The organism is Sporolactobacillus sp. THM19-2, assembly GCF_004153195.1.
Taxonomy (GTDB): domain Bacteria; phylum Bacillota; class Bacilli; order Bacillales; family Sporolactobacillaceae; genus Sporolactobacillus.
Map to the genome: position 1 here is coordinate 34924 of NZ_SEMC01000013.1, position 22796 is coordinate 57719.

Consider the following 22796-nt stretch of genomic DNA (forward strand, 5'->3'; position numbering starts at 1 on the left):
CTTTTCGTTTCTGTGCTTTTTTGTTATAATATCCGTAATTCTCAGTAATACGATTGGATAAATGCAGAATGGGGCGATGACTGTGACTGCTTTTCTTATCATACATGGTTTTGGCGGAAGTACAGAGGGTCACTGGCAGGAGTGGCTGGCAAAAAAACTGCGGAAAGCAGGCTTTCCTGTCTATTTCCCGCAATTGCCTGACTGGTTTCATCCGGATAAAGACACTTGGCTGTCTGCGTTAAAAGAGACCATGGACAGAATTAAAGAAGAGAAGCTGGTCGTCGTGACGCATAGTCTCGGCTGCGTGCTCTGGCTTCATTATGCGGCTCTGAAAGCGGGCAGAAAAGCTGCCAGGGTGATTCTTGTATCGCCGCCATCGCCACATCTGAGGCCGGGCGCTCTTCGTGTATTTTTTCCTGATTCACCGGAGAAGGAACGTCAGGCTGAAGAAAGTGTGCAACGTTTTTACCCGTTTCCGGCAGAGACAGGCATCCTTCAGTCAGCTGCAGATCGAACCGTGATTGTCGCTTCATCAACAGATCCTTTTCTGCCGGATCATTCGATTCTCGACTATACGGTGTACCAGGTGCCGATTATTCTGCTGCCCGACATGGGACATATCAATTTGAAAACGGGATACGGGCCATGGCCATGGATTCTTGATGTCTGTCTTCATGGCAGGGTCCCCGGTCCGACAGATCACGATGACGCCGAATACGGAGAATAAGGTGATCGGATAAATAAAACGCCGGCCGCAAATGATGGCCCGGCGTTTTATTTAGTTCGCTCTGCACGATTTACGGTATTCATTTTCCAGTTCTTTAACCGACAATTCATAGAGCTGATGGTTTCTCCTTTTATATATCCCTCTGCCTAATAATTTTTCAATGAGAAATTCTTTTTTTCGATCGATGGCATTTGCTGTTCTGTCTGACATGCTGTGGTCCCTTCCTTTCACCGTCCCTGAGTTCTGTTATGAGAAGTAAGGCTGCATGCTTATTGGGTCAGGTCAGATCACCTTCCGGGTTCACGCCGGATACGGTAACAGTTATCTATTCGCGGGGCTGCACGGATTGCTGTCACTGAGGGGCTCAGCCTTCCAGAAGACCCGTTTAAATATGTCTGATTCACACCGAGTAAATTTTACGAAATAACAGATCAACTGTCTACTTGTTTGTTATATGATCTAACAAGGTTCTTGTTAATCCGGACGTTTTGATGTAATATAATCTTACAAATCAGAATTTCGAAAAAAAAAGAATCTGTGGAGGAGATAAAGTGGCTAACCACTCTAAGAAGGACGCCTATCTGTTTAAGAAGGTCATTACTATCGGGACAGTTTGTGAACTGACAGGTTTGAGCGAGCGCCAGATTCGTTACTATGAGAAGCGGAAATTAATTTTCCCTGAACGATCAGACCGCGGAAACAGAAAATATTCCTTCTCCGATGTTGAAACACTGATGGATATAGCCAATAAAATGGAGGATGGGATGCAGACATCGGAATTACGTAAGGAAATGCAGAAGAAAGAAAACAAAAAGGTAGACAGTAAACTGAGGGAAAGGATGATTCGCGGCCAGCTGAACGCCTATTTTAATAAACGGGACTGAACGATCCGGCAGTGGCCGGATTTTTTTTGTCAGAAAGAGGATGATGATGCAGAAATTTTCCAGTCATGTAAAAATCAGTGGGTTATTCACAAATTATTCATAAAACGTACATAGAAGAGTCATAATTATTTGCGGAAACCGGCTTAGATTCATACCGGGGAAGTTGTAAAGTAATAAGTGTGACAGATGTTACATTTACAGGTGTTCAATTATTTAACCGTTTACATGTCTTCCTAACTTAATTTAAAAGAGAGAAGGGACGTATGTATGGATGTCTTAAGCCTGGCTAGATTTCAGTATGCGGCAACGACTATCTTTCATTTCTTTTTCGTACCGCTGTCCATCGGGCTTGTACTGATTGTCTCAATCATGGAGACGATGTATGTCGTCAAGAAAAATCCGGTTTATAAGAAAATGGCTCAGTTCTGGGGGAAACTGTTTTTGATCAACTTCGCAATAGGTGTTGTAACGGGGATTCTTCAGGAATTTCAGTTCGGCATGAACTGGTCGGAATACTCCCGGTTCATGGGTGATGTATTCGGTGCGCCGCTGGCTATTGAGGCGCTGCTTGCCTTCTTCATGGAGTCAACATTTATTGGCATCTGGCTTTTCGGCTGGGATCGTCTTTCAAAAGGCGCGCATCTGGCGTGTATCTGGCTTGTGACCGCTGGAACCACGCTCTCAGCACTGTGGATTCTCACAGCAAACTCTTTTATGCAGCATCCCGTCGGATTCACCATTAATAATGGGCGGGCGGAGATGAACGATTTCTTCGCGTTGCTGGCCAATCCTCAGCTTTGGGTGGAATTTCCGCACACTGTATTCGGATCCTTTGCGACGGGTGCTTTTGTTGTCGCGGGAATCAGCGCGATTGTCCTGCTCAGGAAGAAACATATTGATTTCTATAAGAAATCATTCAAAATCGCTATTGTAATCGGTCTGATTTCGAGTCTGGCGCTCACCTTTTTCGGTCATTTTCAGGCGCAGTATCTCGTACAGACACAGCCTATGAAGATGGCTGCGAGTGAAGCGCTCTGGAAGGACAGCGGAGATCCGGGAGCGTGGACCGTAACGGCTTCAATTGATCCAAAGAATCATGAGAATTCAGCTGAAATAAAAATTCCTTATCTGCTCAGCTATCTGTCCTATGGTAAATTCAGTGGAAGTGTAAAAGGGATGGAAAGCCTGCAAAAACAGTATGTTGAAAAATACGGCGAGGGCAACTATATTCCTCCTGTGCGGACGACCTTCTGGAGCTTCCGCATTATGACCATAATGGGCGGCATTCTGTGCCTCCTGGCTATTATCGGCGCCATTCTTGCCTGGAGAAACAAACTGGTTAAGAGCAGATTCTTCCTGCACTGCATGGTCGCCTCGATTGCTGTTCCGTTTATCGGTGGGACGATGGGCTGGATCATGACAGAAATTGGACGTCAGCCATGGACGGTATTTGGTTTCATGCAGACGGCAGCGAGCGTATCGCCAAATGTTTCAGCCGGTGCCCTGCTTTTTTCGATCATTGCGTTTATGAGTATGTATACCATTTTGGCTGTTGTTATGATTTACCTGTTTGCTCGTGTCATTAAACAGGGACCATCACTGGATAATAAAGAAACGGTTCAGTCGAATGATCCATTTGACGGGGAGGGATATCACGTTGTCACTCAATGAGCTGTGGTTTATACTGATTGCTGTTCTGTTCGTCGGTTTTTTCTTTCTGGAAGGTTACGATTTTGGTGTGGGCATGGCGACGCGGTTTGTTGCCAGAGATCAGCTGGAAAGACGCATTATGGTCAATACGATCGGACCGTTCTGGGATGCTAATGAGGTGTGGCTGATTACGGCCGGCGGGGCGATGTTCGCCGCTTTTCCCAACTGGTATGCCACATTATTCAGCGGGTTCTATATTCCGCTCGTGGTCATGCTGCTGCTTCTGATCGCCCGGGGTACGGCATTCGAATTTCGCGCCAAGGTCGCGCATCCAAAGTGGACCGGGACGTGGGACTGGGCCATTTTTATTCCCAGCCTGCTCGTGCCCTTCCTCTGGGGCGTTGTCTTCTCAGCACTCGTTTATGGCCTGCCTATTGACAGTAAGATGAATATGCATGGTGTGTTTACAAGCTTCGTCAATCCGTACACCGTGCTCGGCGGGGTCCTGATTACGCTCCTTTGCCTTTATCATGGTCTGGTCTACCTGTGCCTGCGTACGGATGAAGACATTCAGGCACGGGCACGGAGCCTTGCCAAAAGGCTTTTCTGGGTGCTTGCCGCAGCTGCTGTTGCCTTTATCGTCGTTTCATTCTTTGTGACTGACATCTTTGAACTCAGAGGCGCCTTGCTGTATCCGATTTATGCGGTCGATGTCCTGGCGCTTATCCTGTCCGCCGTCTTTCTGTCGAAAAAGCGTGACGGCTGGGCATTCGGCATGAACGTCGGTGTGATCCTTCTGACCGTCGGATCTCTCTTCATCGGACTTTTCCCGAGAGTCATGATCAGTAACATCAATCCGGCTAATAATCTGACCATCTACAATGCAGCTTCCGGTTCCTATTCTCTGACGGTTATGACGATTGTCGCACTGACGCTTCTGCCATTCGTTATCGGCTATTCGATCTGGAGTTATTATGTATTCAGAAAGAGAGTCACGAAGAAGGAAACCTTACAATATTAAATCAGAATCAGATAGAAAGGACGTGAACGCTTGGCCATCCTGACATCCAGCACGGGTTTTTGCCAAGCATGTCTATGGATCGCGATATATTAACTTATCCTGGTGCCAGGCGTCTCTTTGTCTCAGCAGCTTTTCTGACTTTAATCGAAGGGCTGTGTATTATCGGCCAGGCTGGGCTGTTAGCCGGTCTTGTGTCCGATCTTTTTACAGGACGATCGATTTCTTCAATGGGCAATCAGATCGTTCTTTTTTTTATTGTTCTGGCGATCAGGCATCTGTGTGTCTTAACGATTAAATCTCTTTCTTTTCGCTTTGCTGAGCGCACCAGTAAGTCGATGCGGAAAAGGTTCCTGAACAGATTATTTTTCACAGGATCGGAACAGATCAGAACAGGCGGATCCGGGACACTTGTCACGCTGACCCTTGAAGGCGTGGCGCAGGTGCGTCATTACCTGGAGCTGTTTATTCCAAAAATCGTTGCGAACGGGATCCTGCCGCTGATGATTCTGGTCTATGTCCTGACAAAAGACTGGCTGTCCGCTTTAATCCTTTTTCTGACCATGCCTGTTCTGATTATCTTTATGATTCTGCTCGGACTCGCCGCGCAGAAAAAGATGGATGACAGGTGGGCTTCTTACCGCGTGCTGTCCAACCACTTTCTGGATTCGCTTCGCGGACTGCCGACCCTGCGCTATCTGGGACTTGGAAAAATTCATGCCAAAACCATTGAGAGAGTCAGTGATAAATACAGAAAAATGACGATGGGGACGCTGAAACTTGCTTTTCTTTCCTCATTTGCACTTGATTTCTTTACCATGTTGTCTATAGCTTTTGTCGCTGTTGCTCTGGGTCTCCGGCTGATTGACGGGCATATATTACTCGAGCCGGCGCTCACTGTACTAATTCTGGCCCCTGAATATTTTACGCCTGTCCGTGAACTCGGGCAGGACTACCATGCGACTCTGGACGGGAAGGAAGCTGCTGAAAAAATCAATCATATCGCCCCTCAGCAAGAAAAAGAAGAGACGACAGGGGAAGAGGCCAGTGCCGACCGGTGGCAATGGTCGGATCACGCGATTCTGAAACTAAATGAGGTCTCGGCGGTTTATCAGGACAGCAACGGGAAAAAGGCACTGAATGATATCTCTTTTTCCGCACGGGGTGATGAAACCATCGGGATCATTGGATCCAGCGGGGCGGGGAAGTCGACTTTAATTGATGTCATCGGTGGTTTTCTGGCCACGGCATCCGGTCATATTGAAGTCAATGGCGTACCTGGATCATTTGCTTCAGGAGCCTGGAGAAAACAGGTGACCTATATTCCCCAGCATCCCTATATTTTTAGCGCCTCCCTTGGCGAAAATGTCGCCTTTTATCAGCCGGATGCATCCGGAAACCAGATCCGGGAGGCTGTTCGCGCCGCCGGACTGGATCAGCTGGTGAAGGAATTTCCGGGCGGGCTTGATGAGAAGATTGGCGCAGGCGGAAGGCCATTAAGCGGTGGCCAGGAACAGCGGGTCGCTCTGGCACGGGCTTTTCTATGTAACCGGCCGGTTCTGCTGCTTGATGAACCCACTGCTCATCTCGACATTGAAACTGAGTATGAACTGAAACAGACGATGATCCGTTTATTCAAAGGGAAACTTGTATTGATGGCAACACACAGACTGCACTGGATGGATCAGATGGACCGTATTCTGGTCATTGACAGGGGCCGGATTGTTGAATCCGGGCCGCAGGATGAGCTGATCCGCAAAAATGGTGTGTACACCCGTCTGGTACGGTCACAATTGGAGGGACAATCATGAAAGAATGGTTTGTACCTTATGCACAGAAACATTGGAGAGGGCTCGTTCTTTCAGCCGTTCTGATGTTCTTCGCACTCTTTTGTGCAGCCGGACTGCTCTTTACATCCGGGTACCTGATTTCAAAAGCGGCCCTTCAGCCGGAAAACATCCTGATGATTTATGTTCCGATTGTGGGTGTCCGTGCTTTCGGGATTTTCCGTGCGGTCTTCCAGTATGCCGGGCGCCTGACCAGTCACAGTACCATCCTGCGCATTCTTTCAGAAATGCGTATCAGACTGTATCACTGTCTTGAACCTGCGGCCCTGTTTATCCGGTCGAGGTTTCGTACCGGAGATCTGTTAGGTGTGCTTTCTGATGATATTGAGCATCTTCAGGATATTTTTCTCAGAACCGCACTGCCAGGGGGAACGGCCCTTCTGATTTATGCGCTGTGGATTGGCTTTCTCGGCTGGTTTGACCCGGTCTTTGCGATTCTTCTGGGCTTATATTTTCTGATTTTACTGGTCGTTTTTCCCCTGGTCTCACTGATGTGGGCCGGGAAGGCACATAAACGCTTATCAGGAATCAGGCACGGGCTGTATGACAAACTGACTGATGCCGTTCTCGGCGCGGGTGACTGGATGATGTCCGGCCGTCAGAAGGATTTTATCAGCAGTTATGAGGGACTGGAAAATCAGTCCATGCTCGTCACGAGACGCCTGAACCAGATCAAGATCTGGCGTGACTTTGTCTGTCAGCTGCTGATCGGACTGGCCGTTATTTTTCTCTTGATATGGTCCGGACATATGGCGTCTGGCGGGCATATGCAGTCCACACTGATCGCTGCATTTGTCCTGGTGACGTTTACCATATCAGAATCATTTGTCCCGGTTTCAGAGGCAGTTGAACGTCTGCCGCAATACAGGGAGGCTTTTACAAGACTCTCTAAAGTGGATAAAAGGGATCCGGATCTCCCCTCAGTTGCGGACAGTCAGCCTGTCCGGCCGGATATGCGCGAAATAGTCATTGAGGCGAACCATGTCTTTTATCGGTATAAGAAAAAGGACGAATGGGCACTGCAGGATCTCTCCTTTCGTATCGGGCAGGGTGAGCGCGTCGCATTAATCGGGAGAAGCGGGGCAGGAAAGACGACCTTGATTCATACCATTTACGGAGCGCTCAGACCGTCCAGAGGATCTCTGACGCTCAATGGGGTACTTGCATACCGGTTTGGCGACAACATGTCGGAGTATATTGCTGTACTGGATCAGAACCCGCATCTCTTTGATACGTCAGTCCGGAATAACCTTGCTCTGGGTAATGAGCAGGCGACTGAAGAAGAACTCGTACAGGCAGCCAAGGCAGTCGGGCTGCATGAGCTTATTGAGCAGTTACCGAAAGGGTACCGGACGCAGATGCACGAAGCCGGATCGATTTTTTCCGGCGGAGAACAGGAGCGCCTGGCCCTGGCACGAATTCTGCTGAAACAGACGCCAGTCGTCATTCTTGATGAACCGACTGTGGGGCTTGATCCGATCACGGAGAAAAAGCTGCTGCAGACGATATTTTCAACTTTGAAAGGGAAAACGTTGATCTGGATTACCCATCATCTGACAGGGGCTGAAAAAATGGATCAGATTTTCTTCATGGAAAACGGGCGATTCTGTATGAAAGGGGATCACCGTCATTTAATGAGGACGTATCCAAGATACCGCCGGCTCTATCAGCTGGATGTTCCGGATCATTTAAAACACATGCTTGATGCGTCATTTAATGAGGACATATGAAAAATGCCCGGCTGGTTTCAGCCGGACATTTTTTTTAGGCGATCAACAAACGAAAGCCGCGCCTACAATGATTAACAGGATGAACAGAACCACAATCAGCGCGAAGCTGTTACCGCAGGATACCCCGCCTACCGGGTATTGAGGTTTACAGCCACAGCTGTCCCCATAGCCGCCGTAAGCCTGGTTGGACGGATAGCCGCCAAAACCAAAGTTGCCCATTCAAGTCACTCCTTTACCAAGTGATATGATATTCTATGATGTCCCCGGGTATTTGGCGATGAAAAATAACATCTCCGGGAAGAGATGTGCGGACGCCCAGATGCATCTGTGTAAAGGAAAGACATCGATACTGAAGAAGTACGGCACTTTTGGGGATACTTGCGACGCGCTTCGATAAGCGAGGCAGAGCTTGCTGCGATTTACCCCGGGCTCGTTCCGGAACCGTTTTAGCAGTGCCTTATTGTCTGATTATAGATGGAGCTTAACTGTCTGCAGCAGCCCAATGGGTTTAACTGATAATCAATGCGGGATGCGCGCAGGCTAAAAACAAGGGCGTCCTGTGCGCTCGAAAAGCCCTCACAGAAGCGCACATGCTTTCCGCGGAAGCAATCGACTGATCTTGTCGGACGTACCCATTGGCAGTGTCCGCCTGTTTGCTGTAAAACATGACTGGCCGGTCTATATGGATGAGTCGCTCAAAAGGTTTAAAACCATTTTTTCGGCATGTGGAAGCAGTCATTCCGCTATTGAACTGACTGTGGATAAGCTTTTTCATATGGAAAGAGGGAGAGCCGGGGTTAACGTCTGCAAGGACTGGCCGGAAGAGAAGAAAGAAGGATGATCCCGGTCAATCGCGAACGTTGCGCAGAAAATGGGCCCGACATCGCTCAAGACCTGGTGGCTCTTGAAATGAGCAGACGGAGAAATTCCGCTTAACTTAGGAAAAAGGATACAAGCGAGCTTCAATAGACGGAGAGATTCCGCCTGTTGACTCAAAAAACATGAAAATGGGGGATATTACATTGCCTAATCGGAAATCCTCCGCTTATGATACGCCGAAACTCGTTCGGTTCTGCATTTAAGAAGAGAATCTCCGCTTATTAAGCAGAAAATAATGATCCTGTCGATCGTTTGGATCGTGCGGCTGATGTGATTCATACTGATCTAAGCGCCACCCATGATGGACAGACTCAAGCCCGGCCTGAGGTGGGCTTGACAACCTCTGCCCATTCCCTCATTCTTATTAATGATCAAGTGTCTGGAGGATGGAAAATGGGAAAAATGGATGAACAGATCATCGTAGTCAACAGGGCACTGCTATTCACCGGAAACAAGGGCAGTGATCTGACTTTTCAGGGGACGGAGCAATCCGGTGACTCTATTTCAGAAATGGAACATAATATGGCCAGACATTACCAGGTAATGAGACGTGGCGATGCGGAAGAAAATCCTGAATATAAACAGCCGATTCCGTATGCTGTACTGCATAGAGGAAATCACTTTTTTACATATACCCGTCTTGGCGGCGGCGGAGAAAAAAGACTGCATGGCAGACTGTCTGTCGGGGTGGGCGGTCACATGAACCAGGCAGCAGGAGCAGATGATTTTCATCAGGTCCTGAACGTAAACCTGCGCCGGGAAATAGATGAAGAACTGAACATTACGGGAGTAAACCGGCTGGATCTTCGTACCATCGGTCTGATTAATGATGACGCAACAGAAGTCGGACGTGTTCATATTGGCGTCCTTATATCCATCGAACTCCCCGATTCCGCGACGGTATCGGTTCGCGAAAAAGACAAGCTCGCGGGAGCATGGATGACTCTTGATGAACTGACAGCAAAGAAAGAGAAGATGGAAAGCTGGTCAGTGTTTGCCGTGGATGTTCTCAGCCGCTGATCTGCAGCTTCATTTGGTTAGATTTACATTTTTTATGAAACAGACTGAAATTAAGTTATACTGAAGTTAAATGACGGGGAAATTAAATTTTAGAAAGATGGTAGATGATGTCGGAAGCCTATCAAACAAAGCTAAGCATCGTTGTCCCCTGTTATAACGAAGAAGCAGTGCTTAAGGAGACAATGAGAGAATTAACGGAAATAATGGATACACTTGTCCGGGAACGAAAGATCAGCCCGGAAAGTATGATCTTGTTCGTTGATGACGGAAGTAGAGACCGCACATGGCAGATCATCGAACAGAATACCCTGACTAATCAATACGTTCAGGGATTGAAACTGAGCAGAAACTTCGGCCATCAGAGTGCATTAATTGCCGGCTTGGAGACAGCCGGGAAGTACTCGGACTGCGTCATATCGATTGATGCTGATCTTCAGGATGATGTTCAGGCTATCTACGCTTTTATCGAGAAGTACCATGAGGGCTATGACATTGTTTATGGGGTCCGGGATAAACGGGATACGGATACGTTTTTCAAAAAAAATACAGCACTCACATTCTACAGACTGATGAACAGGATGGGTGTCCGTCTTGTTCCTAATCATGCTGACTACCGGCTGATGAGCCGGCGTGCGCTTGCGGAACTGATGAAGTATAAAGAGGAAAACCTGTTTCTCAGAGGGATTGTCCCTCTTCTGGGTTTTAAATCCACGAAGGTGTATTATGACCGCAAAGAACGATATGCCGGAGAATCTAAGTACCCATTGAAGAAAATGATCGCTTTTGCGATTGACGGTATTACCTCATTCAGTATAGCTCCGATCAAGTTTGTGATGAATCTTGGCCTGATTCTTGTCCTGATTGGCATGGGTATCGGGATCTATGCCTTTGTCGTCTGGCTGCTTGATCATACGATCAGCGGCTGGACATCGCTGATCCTGTCCATCTGGCTGGTGGGCGGGATGCAGCTGATTGCCATCGGCGTGATTGGTGAATATATCGGGAAAATATTCAAAGAAACAAAAAGACGCCCAAGATATACCATTGAGTGGAATACATTAAGTCACAAACAGGAAAAACCCTTGAATCAAGGGCAGACACACAGCTATGAGTGATCACAGCAGAACAAATGTGAAAAGAGCGTTCGCACGCCGGCTTAATCCGCAAGTGATTAAACAGGCCTTCATTTTTGGCCTGGTCGGTATCTCTAACACCGTCGTCGATTTTCTGGTTTTCTTTCTGCTGACCCATTTCATTCATATTTTTTATGCAGCAGCTCAGGTCGCCTCTTACGGTTCAGGGATGTTAAACAGTTATTTTTTAAATGCAAAGGTGACTTTCTCCAGTTCCAGGAAATCCAGAACCCGGTTCATTAAATTTGTCATTTTAAATATTTCTGTGCTGTGCCTCACACTTGTTGTTATGCACAGCCTTCTGTTCCTCCCGCTTTATCTGAATAAGCTGATCAGTACGGGTGTGGGAATGGTGTTTAATTTTGTCCTGAGCAAAATGTGGGTGTTCAGGGATTAATAAAATAAATGCTCAGTCCACTAGTCAAAGACACGGCAGAACATTGTATTTCTTGTATAATTTTGAAAAAAATGATAGCTCGTTTCATCCAATCGAACCATAATTGTCTTTACGTCCTGATGGTCGATTGCACCATTATTACTATCGAATAGGATAGATTTTTTTTGAATTCGTATAGATCATGTTCGTCCATAACTTTAGAAAATTTATAGCCAATGATACTTCCCTTATTTGAAGATCAGCCGACTTAAATGGTCCTTTCTTATCGAAAATCATATGAACAGCTTTTTAATTCAATGATCAATTGGCTGCTTCAGTTCATGTGTTATTCCGTGAAAGGATAGCTGACTATCTTGATCAATGTTGGTGATATGGTGATAGATCGAGATAAACTCCACATATGATCAAACAGGATAATCTTTTATAATAAAAAATGATAAGATATATTGTGTTAATCGGTTGGTAAAGTCCTTAAGGAGAGATATGAATTATGGATTACAATGTTAGCGTCATTGTACCTGGATATAATGTAGCTCAGTTCATTAGACAGTGCCTTGATTCATTGGTACATCAGAGTATAAAAGTACAAGTCATAATGGTTGACGATGGATCAACGGATAACGAAACAGGAAAGATAATGGATGAATACGCGTCCAGATATGATGACTTTATTGTTATTCATCAAAATAACAGAGGTCTTGGTGCAGCCAGAAATGTCGGTGTGAAACATGCTGATGGAAAGTATATTGCTTTTCTCGACAGTGATGACTATGTAAGCCTTAACGCCTATGAAATCCTGTATGGAATGGCTGAACGTACAGGGTCAGACATCGTTATAGGGGGTGTTAACAGATTTAATTCAAAAAAGAATGTAAAATCCTGGCTACATAGTAAAGCAGTGTCAGATACAATAGAAAAAACCCATATTACTGAAAATTTTGCTCTTCTTTATGATACAACGGCATGGAATAAATTATACAAACGCTCTTTCTGGCTGCAATATAAACTTTCTTTCCCGGAACGAATGCTTTACGAAGATATACCTGTAACTATTCCAGCTCATTTTTTGGCAAAATCAGTTTCTGTAGTTGAACAAACAGTGTATTATTGGAGAATTCGGGAGACGAATGATGGGTCCATTACACAAAATAGAAGTGATATTACTAATTTTAAAGATCGATTAAAAGCATTGCACATGCTGGATGAATTTCTGAAACATAATGCAACGCAAAAATTAATTGAAGCAAACCAATTCAAATTATTAACAGTCGACTATAGTATATATTTAAAAGATTTAAAATATGCGGATTCAAATTATATTAATCAGTTTCAATCTATGTTGTCTAAAGAGTTAACGAAGATAAACAAGTCTTTGTTTAGAAAACTGCCCGCCCAATTAGCCTTGTCCTACAAACAGGTTCTGGCTAATAATATGGATGATGTGCTAAAACTAAGCAAAATGAATAGAAAACAGGACCTGAATATAAAACCTTATCGCAAAGGAAAAAAATGGTATAAACGATACTCACTTTCTGAAACCTTAAATGATCAGCCTGTTTGCATTGATGAATCCTTAGAACCTGTCGCAAAAATTCATAAAGTGAGATGGAATGAAAATAACGAGCTTGAAATCACTGGCCACGCATATATTGAATGCTTAGATTCCAAAAGGTCTATTCACGTTTCCATGAGTGCAGAAATTGTTAACCTCAGTAATAATCGAAGTGTAAAATTACCAGTAACCCTTTCGAAGGACCGCTCAATAACCAGAAAATGGGGAGTGTCAAAAGTAAGAAAAATAAATCCTCTTCGAAGAGTTTACAACTATAACTGGTCACATTTCAATATTAAATGTGATACTGAAAATACGTTAAATCTTCTTAATAGTGGAAGATGGGCAGTTATGCTTACAATCAATGTTAAGGGCGTAACAAGGACGATTCGTTTGGGTAGTCCTTTAAAAGGGAGTAATGAAGTAAAATTCAAATTATTTAGAGATTTTACCTGGGATGTTAAATATAATGGCAGATGGGACCTGGCTATCGATGTAACTCGTCCCAAAACGATCATTACTGAATGCTCTGTTAATAATAACGAACTCGTTATTGCAGGAAAAAGTGAAGATAAAGTTGAAGGATTCACTTTTAAAACATTTGATCCAGTAAATAAGCAGTTTAACTATTTCTCCCCTGCATTATTTTTCAATAACTCACATCAATTCAGTATAACGATACCTGCTCATCAAATTGAACTTATGAGTGAACAAAATTCTGACTGGCTATTGGAATATAATCGTTCAGGCGAATCCATTGCATATCCTGTTACAGCATGTTTAGAAAAAACTCATCATATTTTCAATATGAGGTCACATAATGTTTGGGTTGAAAACAAATCTGGAAAAATATATTTATATTCATCAAAATATATGCATCCAGTATTAAAAGATATTTCCTTATCAGAAAACAAAATGAAAATCAAAATTGATATTCCGGCCAGGACTATTTCTGAAAAAATCAACATAAAAAAGAGAAGATTGGTGTTTGAATCAGAGAAAAATGGTCCAAGTTTCTTTATGGATCTTTCAGATGATGACAGAAACCTTATTGATATTTCGATAAATCTCTTTGATGATTCCGGTCATTTTAAAATGTATACTTCTGGAAGATGGAACATCTTCTTAGAGATTTTTGGGGTAAATATCGAGCAAAAACAAATTGCTGAACAAATCCCTGTCATCATCGATGAATCGATGACAGACTCTCTGAACTTCACATTTACGTACCATAATTTGTTGTTTAGAGCACTTAAGGGTAGGCATATGTCACTTTATTTTCGGACATCCATAAAGTGGGACAGAATTGATCGGACATCCAGAAGAAGAAAATTTGTGAAATGGTACCTCTATCCCTTAATGCGACTGCTCCCAATCAAAAAAAATGTTATTGTCTTTGAAAGCTTGTGGGGACGTTCATTCAGTGATAATCCGAAAGCTATATATGAATATATTTCACGTGTCTTTGGAAATAAATACAAGTGCATTTGGATTCTCAATAATGAATATACGCCAATAACTGGACCGGGAGTAACTGTAAGAAGAAACAGCTGGCTTTATTTTTACTACCTGTCTCGTGGTAAGTATTTTGTTGAGAATACGAATTTACCTAATTTCTATGTAAAAAGATATGGACAAATAGAGATGCAGACCCTTCATGGGACATTCCTGAAAACTATGGGATTGGACGAGAAAGTGACCTTTAATACGAAGAAAAAGCAGGAATCCCTGTTGAAGCGATCAGGCCGGTGGGATTTACTTATTACCCCAAGCCCTTATATGACTAAAACAGCAACCAATGCTTTTTGCTTTAAGCACCAGGTTATTGAATCAGGATTTCCAAGAAACGATGCACTGTATCAAAAAAACAGTCCTGACTCAATCAGGAAAATTAAAGAAAAACTAAATCTGCCACATGAGAAAAAGATCATTTTATATGCGCCGACATTTCGCAATAAGGGGCAGTTTAATATTCAGTTGAATTTTGACTTGCTTCAGCAAAAGCTATCTGACCATTATATTATACTTTTGCGTCTTCACTATTTTATTGCACGTAGAATTAACGTGGAGAAATACAGAGATTTTATATATGATGTTTCTTCTTACCCGGATATAAATGACCTGTATCTCATTTCGGATATGATGATTACTGATTACTCCTCTGTAATGTTTGATTATGCACATTTGAAGCGACCTATGATATTTTACGCTTATGACTTGGATTATTATCGTAATGACCTGCGGGGGATTTATCTAAATTATGAGGAAACCGTCCCTGGCCCAATAGTTAAAAATACTGAAGGGATCATTAAGCATATTCTTGATCCTGATGCACTGGAAGCTTATAAATCTAAATATAGTACTTTCTATGAGAAATTCTGTACTTTTGGGAGAGGCGATTCATCCAGGATTGCTGCAGAAAAGCTTCTATATTCCGACATTAAGTTGCAACGGGGAGAACCTTATATTCGTGAAAAGATAAAGAACAGAATAAAATCATTCTATCCAAAAATTTTTCGTAAAGTCGGACAGCTTCCGGCGAAGAATAACCTGATTTTATTTGAAAGCTTTTTTGGTAAACAGTATTCCGACAACCCTCGTGCTATTTATGAGTATATGAAAAAAAATTATCCCGAATACCGATTGATATGGAATGTAAAGAAAGGGTATGAAGAAACTTTTAAAAAGCATAATGTGCCTTATGTTATTAAATATTCTTTTAAAGGAATTTGGTCATGGGCCAGAGCAAGATATTGGATAACAAACAGCCGCTGGCCACTATGGTTACCTAAGCCAAAACACACAATATATATTCAAACATGGCATGGAACACCATTAAAAACATTGGGAGCAGATATACAGCACATTACAATGCCTGGAATGACATTGGCAAAATATCATAGCCAGTTCACCTCAGAAGCCAGAAAATGGGACTATTGTATAGCCCCAAATGAATATTCATCAAAAATTTTCAAAAGAGCCTTTGAAGTACAGGGTCAAATGATTAATTCAGGTTACCCAAGAAATGATCTGCTATATCAGAAAAACGATCAATATATGATCAATCAAATTAAAAAAAAGCTGCACATTCCTCTTGAAAAAAAAGTGATTTTATACGCTCCTACGTGGCGTGACAACGAATATAAAATGATTGATCATTACACATTTGATCTAAAACTTGATTTGGATCTTATGAGAAAATCTTTTGGCGAAAATGCAGTGATACTGATGAGATTACATTACCTGATCTCCGAGAATTTAGATCTCAGTGGATATGAAAATTTTGCGTTTGATATGTCCGGGTATGAAGATATTCGTGAACTCTATCTGGTTTCTGATATTCTGATAACTGATTACTCATCTGTCTTCTTTGATTACGCTAATCTCAAGAGACCGATTGTTTTCTACGCATATGACCTGGATGATTATGCTAATACGATTCGAGGATTTTACTTTAATTTTCGTAAGGAAGCACCAGGACCAATAGTTGAAGATATGAAGCATTTAATCCCTGCAGTGCGGGATGCATTGACGTATAACGGTGATAATCCTTATCCAGAATTCTATAATAAATTCTGTTCATGGGAAGATGGACATGCTTCAGAACGGGTAGTAAAAACCTTTCTTCAGGGAAAAAACAAAAATTAACGAGATGGGCTATTTTATTATGATAGAATTAACAAACGCAGTTTATAACAAGCATAGTAACCAGTATATGATTGAAGGCCATTATGGTGGTCGTATCAATTCAAAAAATTGTTCTGTTTTTTTAGAACTTCGTAATACTGTCAAAGATGATTTTGATTTTCCAGTCAGATATTATCCAGATGTCGCATGGGGGGATGACATATTCAAACTTCAAATTGATATGGATTGTTTGATTCATAAGTTTGCAGATCATCAAATCTGGGACTTATGTTTTTTATATAAAAATAAAGTAAAAAGAATAAATTCAGAAAATAAAATAAGCCTAATTTCAGAAAATTATCGACCCATTAAACATCATTTGATGGCCAAAATGTATATGACTAAGTTTCATTCTATTGGTCTTGCGGTAAAAAAAGAACAGGCAAAATTTGCAGTGAAAGCAATCAAGTTATTTAATGATCATATTCATATTAGTTTTTCAGTTGATCAGAGTTATGATAATGAAAAACTGTCTTTGACGGTAAAAAACAGAATACAACCAGATATTATTTATTATCATTTTACAATCCAGTACCCTTTTAAGGAAAAGGCAATTGCTTCTGTGGATATACCCTTACAGGATTTTTGTAATGATAGATGTATTCTCAAACACGGAATATGGGATTTCTTTATACAAACCGATTCAAATCTTGAATATTACTTAACTGTCTCCAAATCTTACAGAAGTACAACAATTAATAATACAACATTTAATTATTTTGTGTATGGCAATTTTAGAAATCAACTCTCAATAAATATAAAGGCATCACCTGATAATTTTGTTTTAATTGATACCCGCTTTACCGAACATAATATTAACCTGTGGTTAAAAAAAGGAACAGAAATTCTAAGTTTAAACGATTTGTTTTTAATAAATAAGAAACATTATGATAACGGTTTACTCGAATCAAAAAGATACAGAATAAATTATGTTCAAGGGACTGATCAGCTCATAATAGTCAAAATCCCTTTTAAATATATGATGAGTCAAGCGCATGTAAATCATATGGAATTCATTTTATATTATGAAGCTTCCGATACCTCAGGACATCATTTAATATCACCAGTGGCTTACTCTGATGAAGGGATGCATCTGAACGAGGCTAAGCAATTAAAAAGAGATCGTTTATCATATTCTTTTTCATTGATCGGTTCTATTCAAAATCACGAAATACATTTATTGATAGATAAAAAAAGGATATTACCTGATGAAAAGGCTGTACGACTTGCGGTCTGCGGCTCATGTTTTTCAAGGCTGGCGTTTTCTTCTTCAGACTTTTATAATCCAGACTACAAAAATAAGTATAACGTTGTTTATACGCAATATCATTCTTCAATTATCAGTTTAATGAGTCAGCCATCACAATTTCCTGACGAATTATTCAGGGGCTATAATAAAAGGGAAGTAGAGTATTTAAAAAGTGATTTTTCAAAAGATTTTTTTGCTCAGTTGAAAAAGGCAAAGCCTGATTTTTTAATTTTGGATTTTTATGTTGATGGTTCTAAAGACGTTATATTTTTCGACAAGGATCATGCTATTTCTGTAAATTATATGCTGAGAAAAAACAAAGAGTATTTATATAAAATCCGTCGGTCATCAAAGCTCACACATGTAGATATTCAGTTATATTTAAAAATATGGGAAGAAAGCATTAGAGCATTTGCAGAAAAAATTGTAAAGATTATTCCACAGGATCGAATCATTCTTCATCGAATAAAAAAAGCAGCTGACTATCTGGATAGTCAGGGTCATCTACACAAATTTAAGGAATATGAGCGGCATATAAAGAGAAGCAATTATTTGTTTGAATATATGGAAGACTATTTTATTAACGTGCTGCCTCATGTCCAGATTATAGATTCTACAGAAAAAGAATATCACTCAGTTTACAATCATCCAGAAAGCGTGACACCAGATCATCTTGAATCTCAGTTTTATAGAAATTATCTCAGCAGTCTTGATCATTTAGTCATCACCCATTGGGTCGCACATAAAAAAAATACAAGACCACTTGATAGAACATCAGGACTTTCGTCCAATCTTCTGAAAAGTGTATCAAGAATGATCAGGGATCTATGTAAATCTGTTAAAAATCGAGTAAAACAGATAAGTGCATTTTTTTACAGGCAAAGATAAAAATATGAAGTACATTTACATGAGGACTCTTCTTCCTTGCGGTTGCCTGTCCCTTATTAATACGACAGGTACCCACCAAATGAAATGGAGGATGATCATGATGCAAAACGAGTTATACTATCATTAATTGAAAAATACTTTGGCTAAAAAGTGATGAGAAGAACTGTGAATCACAAGGCTTCTCGCTCAGTAATTTCACTTTTGGAGATGTCTGTTTAGCAAGGTAGCAAGGCATCATCTCAATTGGTAAACGCGCACAATTCATATTCTTATTCATGAAATCAAAGATAGAGTGCGTATTTTTAATTATAATGAAGTAATGGAAAAGTTAACATCTAACATTAATATATAGTCATCCATAATCGGAGTAATACGTGTATGCAATTGATGCGTTTAAAATGAATGGCCAGACGTAAAGAAATTTGACCTGCCTGGAATAAAAATTCTTTGCTTGTAAATGGAAATTTAACCGGTCATTTCGGGACTTAATCTATACAAAAGAGTTAGTTAAGGCTTCTCTTGTTGTTCTCTTGGGGCTGGTTCCTGATAAAATATGGATGATTAAACGAATAGTCTGGGGAGAAATGATAAATGCGGGGAAATAACAATAAAATTTTCTTTTTGACAGATTGGCTGGATTTTCAATATGGTGGAAGAACAAAATCAATCATTAGGCGGGCAAAGTTATTAACTGAATTAGGAGGAATTCCGAAAATCAATATATTAACTGTACATTATGATCCTGATATTGAGTTTGTATATAAGGATTTTGAAAAGAAGAATAAACGAAACGAAAAAATGATATACAGCAATATTTATGAAGATATAAAAAGAAGTAAGGGAACAGTCTCAAATAATTATTTAAAGTACTTAAAGAAGACATTTAATCTAAAAAAATTGCATAAATTTAAAGGGTATAGTAATAGTCACGTAGTTTATTACTATAATGAAGGCAGACCAATATTTAATATTTCATATGATCCCAAAACTCAAATGGTTCGCCAAATTGATGTATTTGAGCAAGGAAGAAAAGATACCGTTAAACGTCTGCTAATTGATCGAAAAGGAAATATCCATAGAATCCGTTATTTTTCACAAGATATAAAAATAAGTTATGTTGATACATTTCTGAATGATAAAGGCAAGGTATATCTTACCAAAGAATATTCTCCTTCGATCAATGGGAAAAAGCTTGACAGGATTATTTATTATCCAACAGCAAAGAAAACTATAGTTTTTCAAAATGAAACTGAATTCTTCTTTTATTGGTTTAATCAAATCATTAACGCTAATTCTATTGTGGTCAGCGATGTGCGCAGGTTAGATCCTGCTTTATTTAAAGTTGATAAACCGATTAAGCGAATTTTTCAATTGCATAATTATCATTATAAAGATCCGTTAAACGTTCATTCCCCTTTACGGACGGATTATAAGGCACTATTTGATGAGCTTAAAATAAAAAATGGCACTATGATAACTTTAACTCCAAGGCAGAAAAATGATATTTGTAGCTTGTATCCCTCGTTAATTGATAAAACGAAGATCGTTCCTCACTCAATATCTAAGCCTGTCGAGTATCATGTGGATATTAAGAAAAGAATTGTAGTTGTTTCAAGGTTGGCCGCTGTAAAAAGAATTGATCATGTAATTCAGTCATTTAAATTGTTTCATGAGAAAAAGTCTGATATCATTCTTGAAGTTTATGGAGAGGGAGAAGCTTATGATGAACTGAAGCACTTGATTGAACATCTGGAATTGGATTCTTGTGTGTTTCTTAAAGGGTACTCCAATGAAGTCGATAAGTTATATCAAAGCTCTCTATTTTCCGTTTCTGCCAGCTTTGGTGAAGGATTAGGTCTATCTGTAATGGAAAGTTTGAACAATGGGTGCCCCGTTGTGGCTTACTCTTCAAATTATGGTCCAAGCGATCTAATTCATAAAAAAAACGGTAAATTAGTCAGTCCAGGCAATATTGAACAATTAGCAGATGCAATGCTCAGGATTACCGATCATCCACTTAACAGAGCAGAAATTAGTAAAGCAGCTGAACAATATTTTATGGATGAACTTGCTTAAAAATTAATGTTCTATAACTGCAATTGGTGTTTGCCTTTTATCATGATATACTTTTTGATATATACATCATAAATAATCGGAAATTATGATCATGGAGTTACTGGATTTTTATCAGTAATGGCGGATTGATGCCATTCGGTTATTATCTTTAAAAGCTTACAGTATCGTGTTTCACCTGTTGAAGATTTATGTTAAAAATAATCATTTGTGCCTTACCCGCTATGCATCGGGGATGCGCTATATAAATTTGTTCTTCGTAGATCTTGTGAAAAGGATGCAAAGTGCCGCTTTATTTATTTGCTTCATTGTATACGATGTAAGATAGATTACAGGGTGAAGAGCAGATATTCTGCAATGAACGGAAAATTGATTTACGGCAACCTTAGATTTACAATGAACGAATAATTTATTGTAATTAACTGCAGGTTGATTAAACAAAGGAGATTATATACATGAAAAAAATTCTGACATACGGCACATTCGACCTTCTTCATTATGGTCATATTAACTTGTTAAAGCGTGCGAAAGAATTAGGCGATTATTTAATTGTCGGCTTATCAACCGATGAGTTCAATGCGCAGAAGCATAAGGAAGCCTATCATAGTTTTGAACATCGGAAACTGATTCTGGAGGCTATCCGTTATGTGGATCTTGTCATACCGGAATCAAATTGGGGACAAAAAGTTGATGATGTAAAAAAATATGATGTCGATATTTTTGTCATGGGTGACGACTGGAAAGGTAAATTTGATTTTCTGAAGGATTATTGTCAGGTGGTTTATCTGCCGAGGACTGTCGGCATTTCAACGACTAAAATTAAACGGGATCTTTACTCAATGAAAAAATGATCAGAGAAGCAGCCGTTTTTCTATATCTTCTTTTCTTTAGAATCATCTTTTTTGTTTTCAAAATCTGTTGCCGAAGGAAAAATACAGTTGTCTTTGTTGTTTCATTCAGCGATAACCCAAAATGTGTTGCCCGGGAAATTATGCGACAAGGCATTCGGGCACAGCTGATCTTTCTCTGCAGGGGAAAGTGTATCGATGATTTTAAAGGCCAAAAGGTTCTGCCATTTGAAACGGACAATCCTGTGACCATCTTCTTATCGGCGTATCATTTAGCCACGGCATCTGTAGTTTTCGTCGATAATTATTATGGGTTTCTTTCGGTTGTTCATTTTAAAAAGGGGGTTCGTTGCCTCCAACTATGGCATGCTGCAGGAGCCATGAAGACATTTGGACTTGAGGATCACACCGTGTCGTTCAGATCGAAACAGGCAAAACGACGTTTTTTACGTGTTTACAGTCATTTTGACCAAATTGTTGTCGGATCCGATCGTATGGCTGAGATTTTCAGCAGGTCATTTCATCTGGATGATAAACATATGCTCAGGTCAGGTGTACCGAGGACAGACCGGTTTTATGATCGCAATTATATCAGGGATTCCGTTAACTCTATAACATCCAGATACGGCAAAAAAAAGAAGATCCTGTATGCGCCGACATTTCGCGAGGGCCAGGGAGAACCCTTGCAGCTGTCTCTTGACTTAGATCTGATGGAGCGAGAATTAGGAAAAGAGTATCTCTTATTTTTACGATTGCATCCTTTGGATCATTTGAGATACGCCAGGGAACGATCCGGCTGGAGCGATGATTTTGTGATTGACTGTACGGACTGGCCGGATCTTAATCCGTTGCTGTGCTCTTGTGATCTGTTAATAACCGACTATTCATCTATTCCGTTTGAGTACGCGCTGCTCCACAAACCCATGATTTTCTATATTTATGATTTTAATCAGTATCAGAAAGAAAGAGGTTTGCAGAAGCATTACCTTGAAGGTTTACCGGGACCTGCAGCTCGAAGTACAGAAGAGGTCGTAAGCCTGATTCAAAGGGGAGCGTATGATCTGAATAAAATAGAGGCATTTGCTGAAGAATGGAACACTTACTCCAGAGGTCATTCAAGCCGGAATGTGGTTGATTTTATGAGATCTGCAGCTCCCTGGCTGCAATCAAGTACCGTATCGAAGCCAGAGCGTGACAGAGGCTGATCGTGATTT

The 22796-nt window shown here is 41.0% G+C and carries 17 protein-coding genes; 15 read left to right on the forward strand and 2 right to left on the reverse strand.

Features of this window, described 5'->3' with window-relative positions:
• Nucleotides 1-82 precede the first annotated feature (82 nt).
• Nucleotides 83-727 carry an RBBP9/YdeN family alpha/beta hydrolase gene (locus EWH91_RS10025; protein WP_240697331.1) on the forward strand — a complete coding sequence of 215 codons (645 nt, stop codon included), beginning with the start codon at nt 83-85 and terminating at the stop codon, nt 725-727.
• 51 nt (nt 728-778) lie between these two features.
• On the opposite strand, the gene EWH91_RS10030 is transcribed toward EWH91_RS10025, so the two are convergent.
• Complete coding sequence (locus tag EWH91_RS10030; protein WP_129929910.1) at nt 779-937, reverse strand: Fur-regulated basic protein FbpA; 159 nt, start codon at nt 935-937, stop codon at nt 779-781.
• 341 nt (nt 938-1278) lie between these two features.
• Here EWH91_RS10030 and EWH91_RS10035 point away from each other — a divergent pair, with 341 nt between their 5' ends.
• From EWH91_RS10035 to cydC, 5 genes are all read left to right on the forward strand, one after another.
• A complete protein-coding gene (locus EWH91_RS10035; RefSeq protein ID WP_129929911.1) occupies nt 1279-1611 on the forward strand; it encodes a MerR family transcriptional regulator in 333 nt (110 codons plus the stop codon).
• Between the two features lie 267 nt (nt 1612-1878).
• Nucleotides 1879-3282, forward strand: coding sequence for a cytochrome ubiquinol oxidase subunit I (locus tag EWH91_RS10040; RefSeq protein ID WP_129929912.1), 1404 nt, complete (start codon nt 1879-1881; stop codon nt 3280-3282).
• Nucleotides 3239-4282, forward strand: coding sequence for a cytochrome d ubiquinol oxidase subunit II (gene cydB / locus EWH91_RS10045; protein ID WP_165364302.1), 1044 nt, complete (start codon nt 3239-3241; stop codon nt 4280-4282). Before EWH91_RS10040 ends, cydB begins: the two co-directional genes overlap by 44 nt.
• Nucleotides 4283-4356: 74 nt before the next feature.
• Entirely contained in the window at nt 4357-6090 is a 1734-nt protein-coding gene (gene cydD / locus EWH91_RS10050) for a thiol reductant ABC exporter subunit CydD (protein WP_129929933.1), read from the forward strand.
• Entirely contained in the window at nt 6087-7856 is a 1770-nt protein-coding gene (gene cydC / locus EWH91_RS10055; protein WP_129929914.1) for a thiol reductant ABC exporter subunit CydC, read from the forward strand. The genes cydD and cydC overlap by 4 nt, the downstream gene beginning before the upstream one ends.
• A 42-nt stretch (nt 7857-7898) precedes the next feature.
• On the opposite strand, the gene EWH91_RS14920 is transcribed toward cydC, so the two are convergent.
• Nucleotides 7899-8075 (reverse strand): YjcZ family sporulation protein, encoded by a 177-nt coding sequence (locus tag EWH91_RS14920; RefSeq protein WP_129929915.1) that lies wholly within the window; start codon nt 8073-8075, stop codon nt 7899-7901.
• Nucleotides 8076-8415: 340 nt separating this feature from the next.
• Between EWH91_RS14920 and EWH91_RS10065 the strand changes: the two genes are divergently transcribed.
• The 9 genes from EWH91_RS10065 to EWH91_RS10105 all read left to right on the forward strand — a co-directional run bounded on the left by EWH91_RS10065 (nt 8416) and on the right by EWH91_RS10105 (nt 22787).
• Entirely contained in the window at nt 8416-8697 is a 282-nt protein-coding gene (locus EWH91_RS10065; protein WP_129929916.1) for a YbaK/EbsC family protein, read from the forward strand.
• A gap of 431 nt (nt 8698-9128) precedes the next feature.
• Nucleotides 9129-9755, forward strand: coding sequence for a hypothetical protein (locus EWH91_RS10070; RefSeq protein ID WP_129929917.1), 627 nt, complete (start codon nt 9129-9131; stop codon nt 9753-9755).
• A 104-nt stretch (nt 9756-9859) separates the two neighbouring features.
• Entirely contained in the window at nt 9860-10870 is a 1011-nt protein-coding gene (locus EWH91_RS10075; protein ID WP_483315834.1) for a glycosyltransferase family 2 protein, read from the forward strand.
• Nucleotides 10863-11285 carry a GtrA family protein gene (locus EWH91_RS10080; RefSeq protein ID WP_129929919.1) on the forward strand — a complete coding sequence of 141 codons (423 nt, stop codon included), beginning with the start codon at nt 10863-10865 and terminating at the stop codon, nt 11283-11285. Before EWH91_RS10075 ends, EWH91_RS10080 begins: the two co-directional genes overlap by 8 nt.
• A gap of 490 nt (nt 11286-11775) precedes the next feature.
• Nucleotides 11776-16485, forward strand: a complete 4710-nt coding sequence (locus EWH91_RS10085) for a bifunctional glycosyltransferase/CDP-glycerol:glycerophosphate glycerophosphotransferase (protein ID WP_129929920.1) — start codon at nt 11776-11778, stop codon at nt 16483-16485.
• Nucleotides 16486-16504: 19 nt separating this feature from the next.
• Nucleotides 16505-18661, forward strand: coding sequence for a DUF6270 domain-containing protein (locus tag EWH91_RS10090; protein WP_129929921.1), 2157 nt, complete (start codon nt 16505-16507; stop codon nt 18659-18661).
• 591 nt (nt 18662-19252) lie between these two features.
• A complete protein-coding gene (locus EWH91_RS10095; protein WP_129929922.1) occupies nt 19253-20737 on the forward strand; it encodes a glycosyltransferase in 1485 nt (494 codons plus the stop codon).
• Nucleotides 20738-21189: 452 nt separating this feature from the next.
• Nucleotides 21190-21585: a glycerol-3-phosphate cytidylyltransferase gene (tagD, locus tag EWH91_RS10100; protein ID WP_129929923.1), complete on the forward strand. Its 396-nt coding sequence runs from the start codon at nt 21190-21192 to the stop codon at nt 21583-21585.
• Nucleotides 21582-22787, forward strand: coding sequence for a CDP-glycerol glycerophosphotransferase family protein (locus EWH91_RS10105; protein WP_129929924.1), 1206 nt, complete (start codon nt 21582-21584; stop codon nt 22785-22787). Before tagD ends, EWH91_RS10105 begins: the two co-directional genes overlap by 4 nt.
• Nucleotides 22788-22796: the final 9 nt, after the last annotated feature.

Excerpts from the sequence above, each read along its gene's own strand:
- EWH91_RS10030 (WP_129929910.1), bottom strand. The coding sequence starts at position 937 with ATGTCAGACAGAACAGCAAATGCCATCGATCGAAAAAAAGAATTTCTC.
- EWH91_RS10040 (WP_129929912.1), top strand. The coding sequence starts at position 1,879 with ATGGATGTCTTAAGCCTGGCTAGATTTCAGTATGCGGCAACGACTATC.
- cydB (WP_165364302.1), top strand. The coding sequence starts at position 3,239 with ATGATCCATTTGACGGGGAGGGATATCACGTTGTCACTCAATGAGCTG.
- cydD (WP_129929933.1), top strand. The coding sequence starts at position 4,357 with ATGGATCGCGATATATTAACTTATCCTGGTGCCAGGCGTCTCTTTGTC.
- cydC (WP_129929914.1), top strand. The coding sequence starts at position 6,087 with ATGAAAGAATGGTTTGTACCTTATGCACAGAAACATTGGAGAGGGCTC.
- EWH91_RS14920 (WP_129929915.1), bottom strand. The coding sequence starts at position 8,075 with ATGGGCAACTTTGGTTTTGGCGGCTATCCGTCCAACCAGGCTTACGGC.
- EWH91_RS10070 (WP_129929917.1), top strand. The coding sequence starts at position 9,129 with ATGGGAAAAATGGATGAACAGATCATCGTAGTCAACAGGGCACTGCTA.
- EWH91_RS10075 (WP_483315834.1), top strand. The coding sequence starts at position 9,860 with ATGATGTCGGAAGCCTATCAAACAAAGCTAAGCATCGTTGTCCCCTGT.
- EWH91_RS10080 (WP_129929919.1), top strand. The coding sequence starts at position 10,863 with ATGAGTGATCACAGCAGAACAAATGTGAAAAGAGCGTTCGCACGCCGG.
- EWH91_RS10085 (WP_129929920.1), top strand. The coding sequence starts at position 11,776 with ATGGATTACAATGTTAGCGTCATTGTACCTGGATATAATGTAGCTCAG.
- EWH91_RS10090 (WP_129929921.1), top strand. The coding sequence starts at position 16,505 with ATGATAGAATTAACAAACGCAGTTTATAACAAGCATAGTAACCAGTAT.
- EWH91_RS10095 (WP_129929922.1), top strand. The coding sequence starts at position 19,253 with ATGCGGGGAAATAACAATAAAATTTTCTTTTTGACAGATTGGCTGGAT.
- tagD (WP_129929923.1), top strand. The coding sequence starts at position 21,190 with ATGAAAAAAATTCTGACATACGGCACATTCGACCTTCTTCATTATGGT.
- EWH91_RS10105 (WP_129929924.1), top strand. The coding sequence starts at position 21,582 with ATGATCAGAGAAGCAGCCGTTTTTCTATATCTTCTTTTCTTTAGAATC.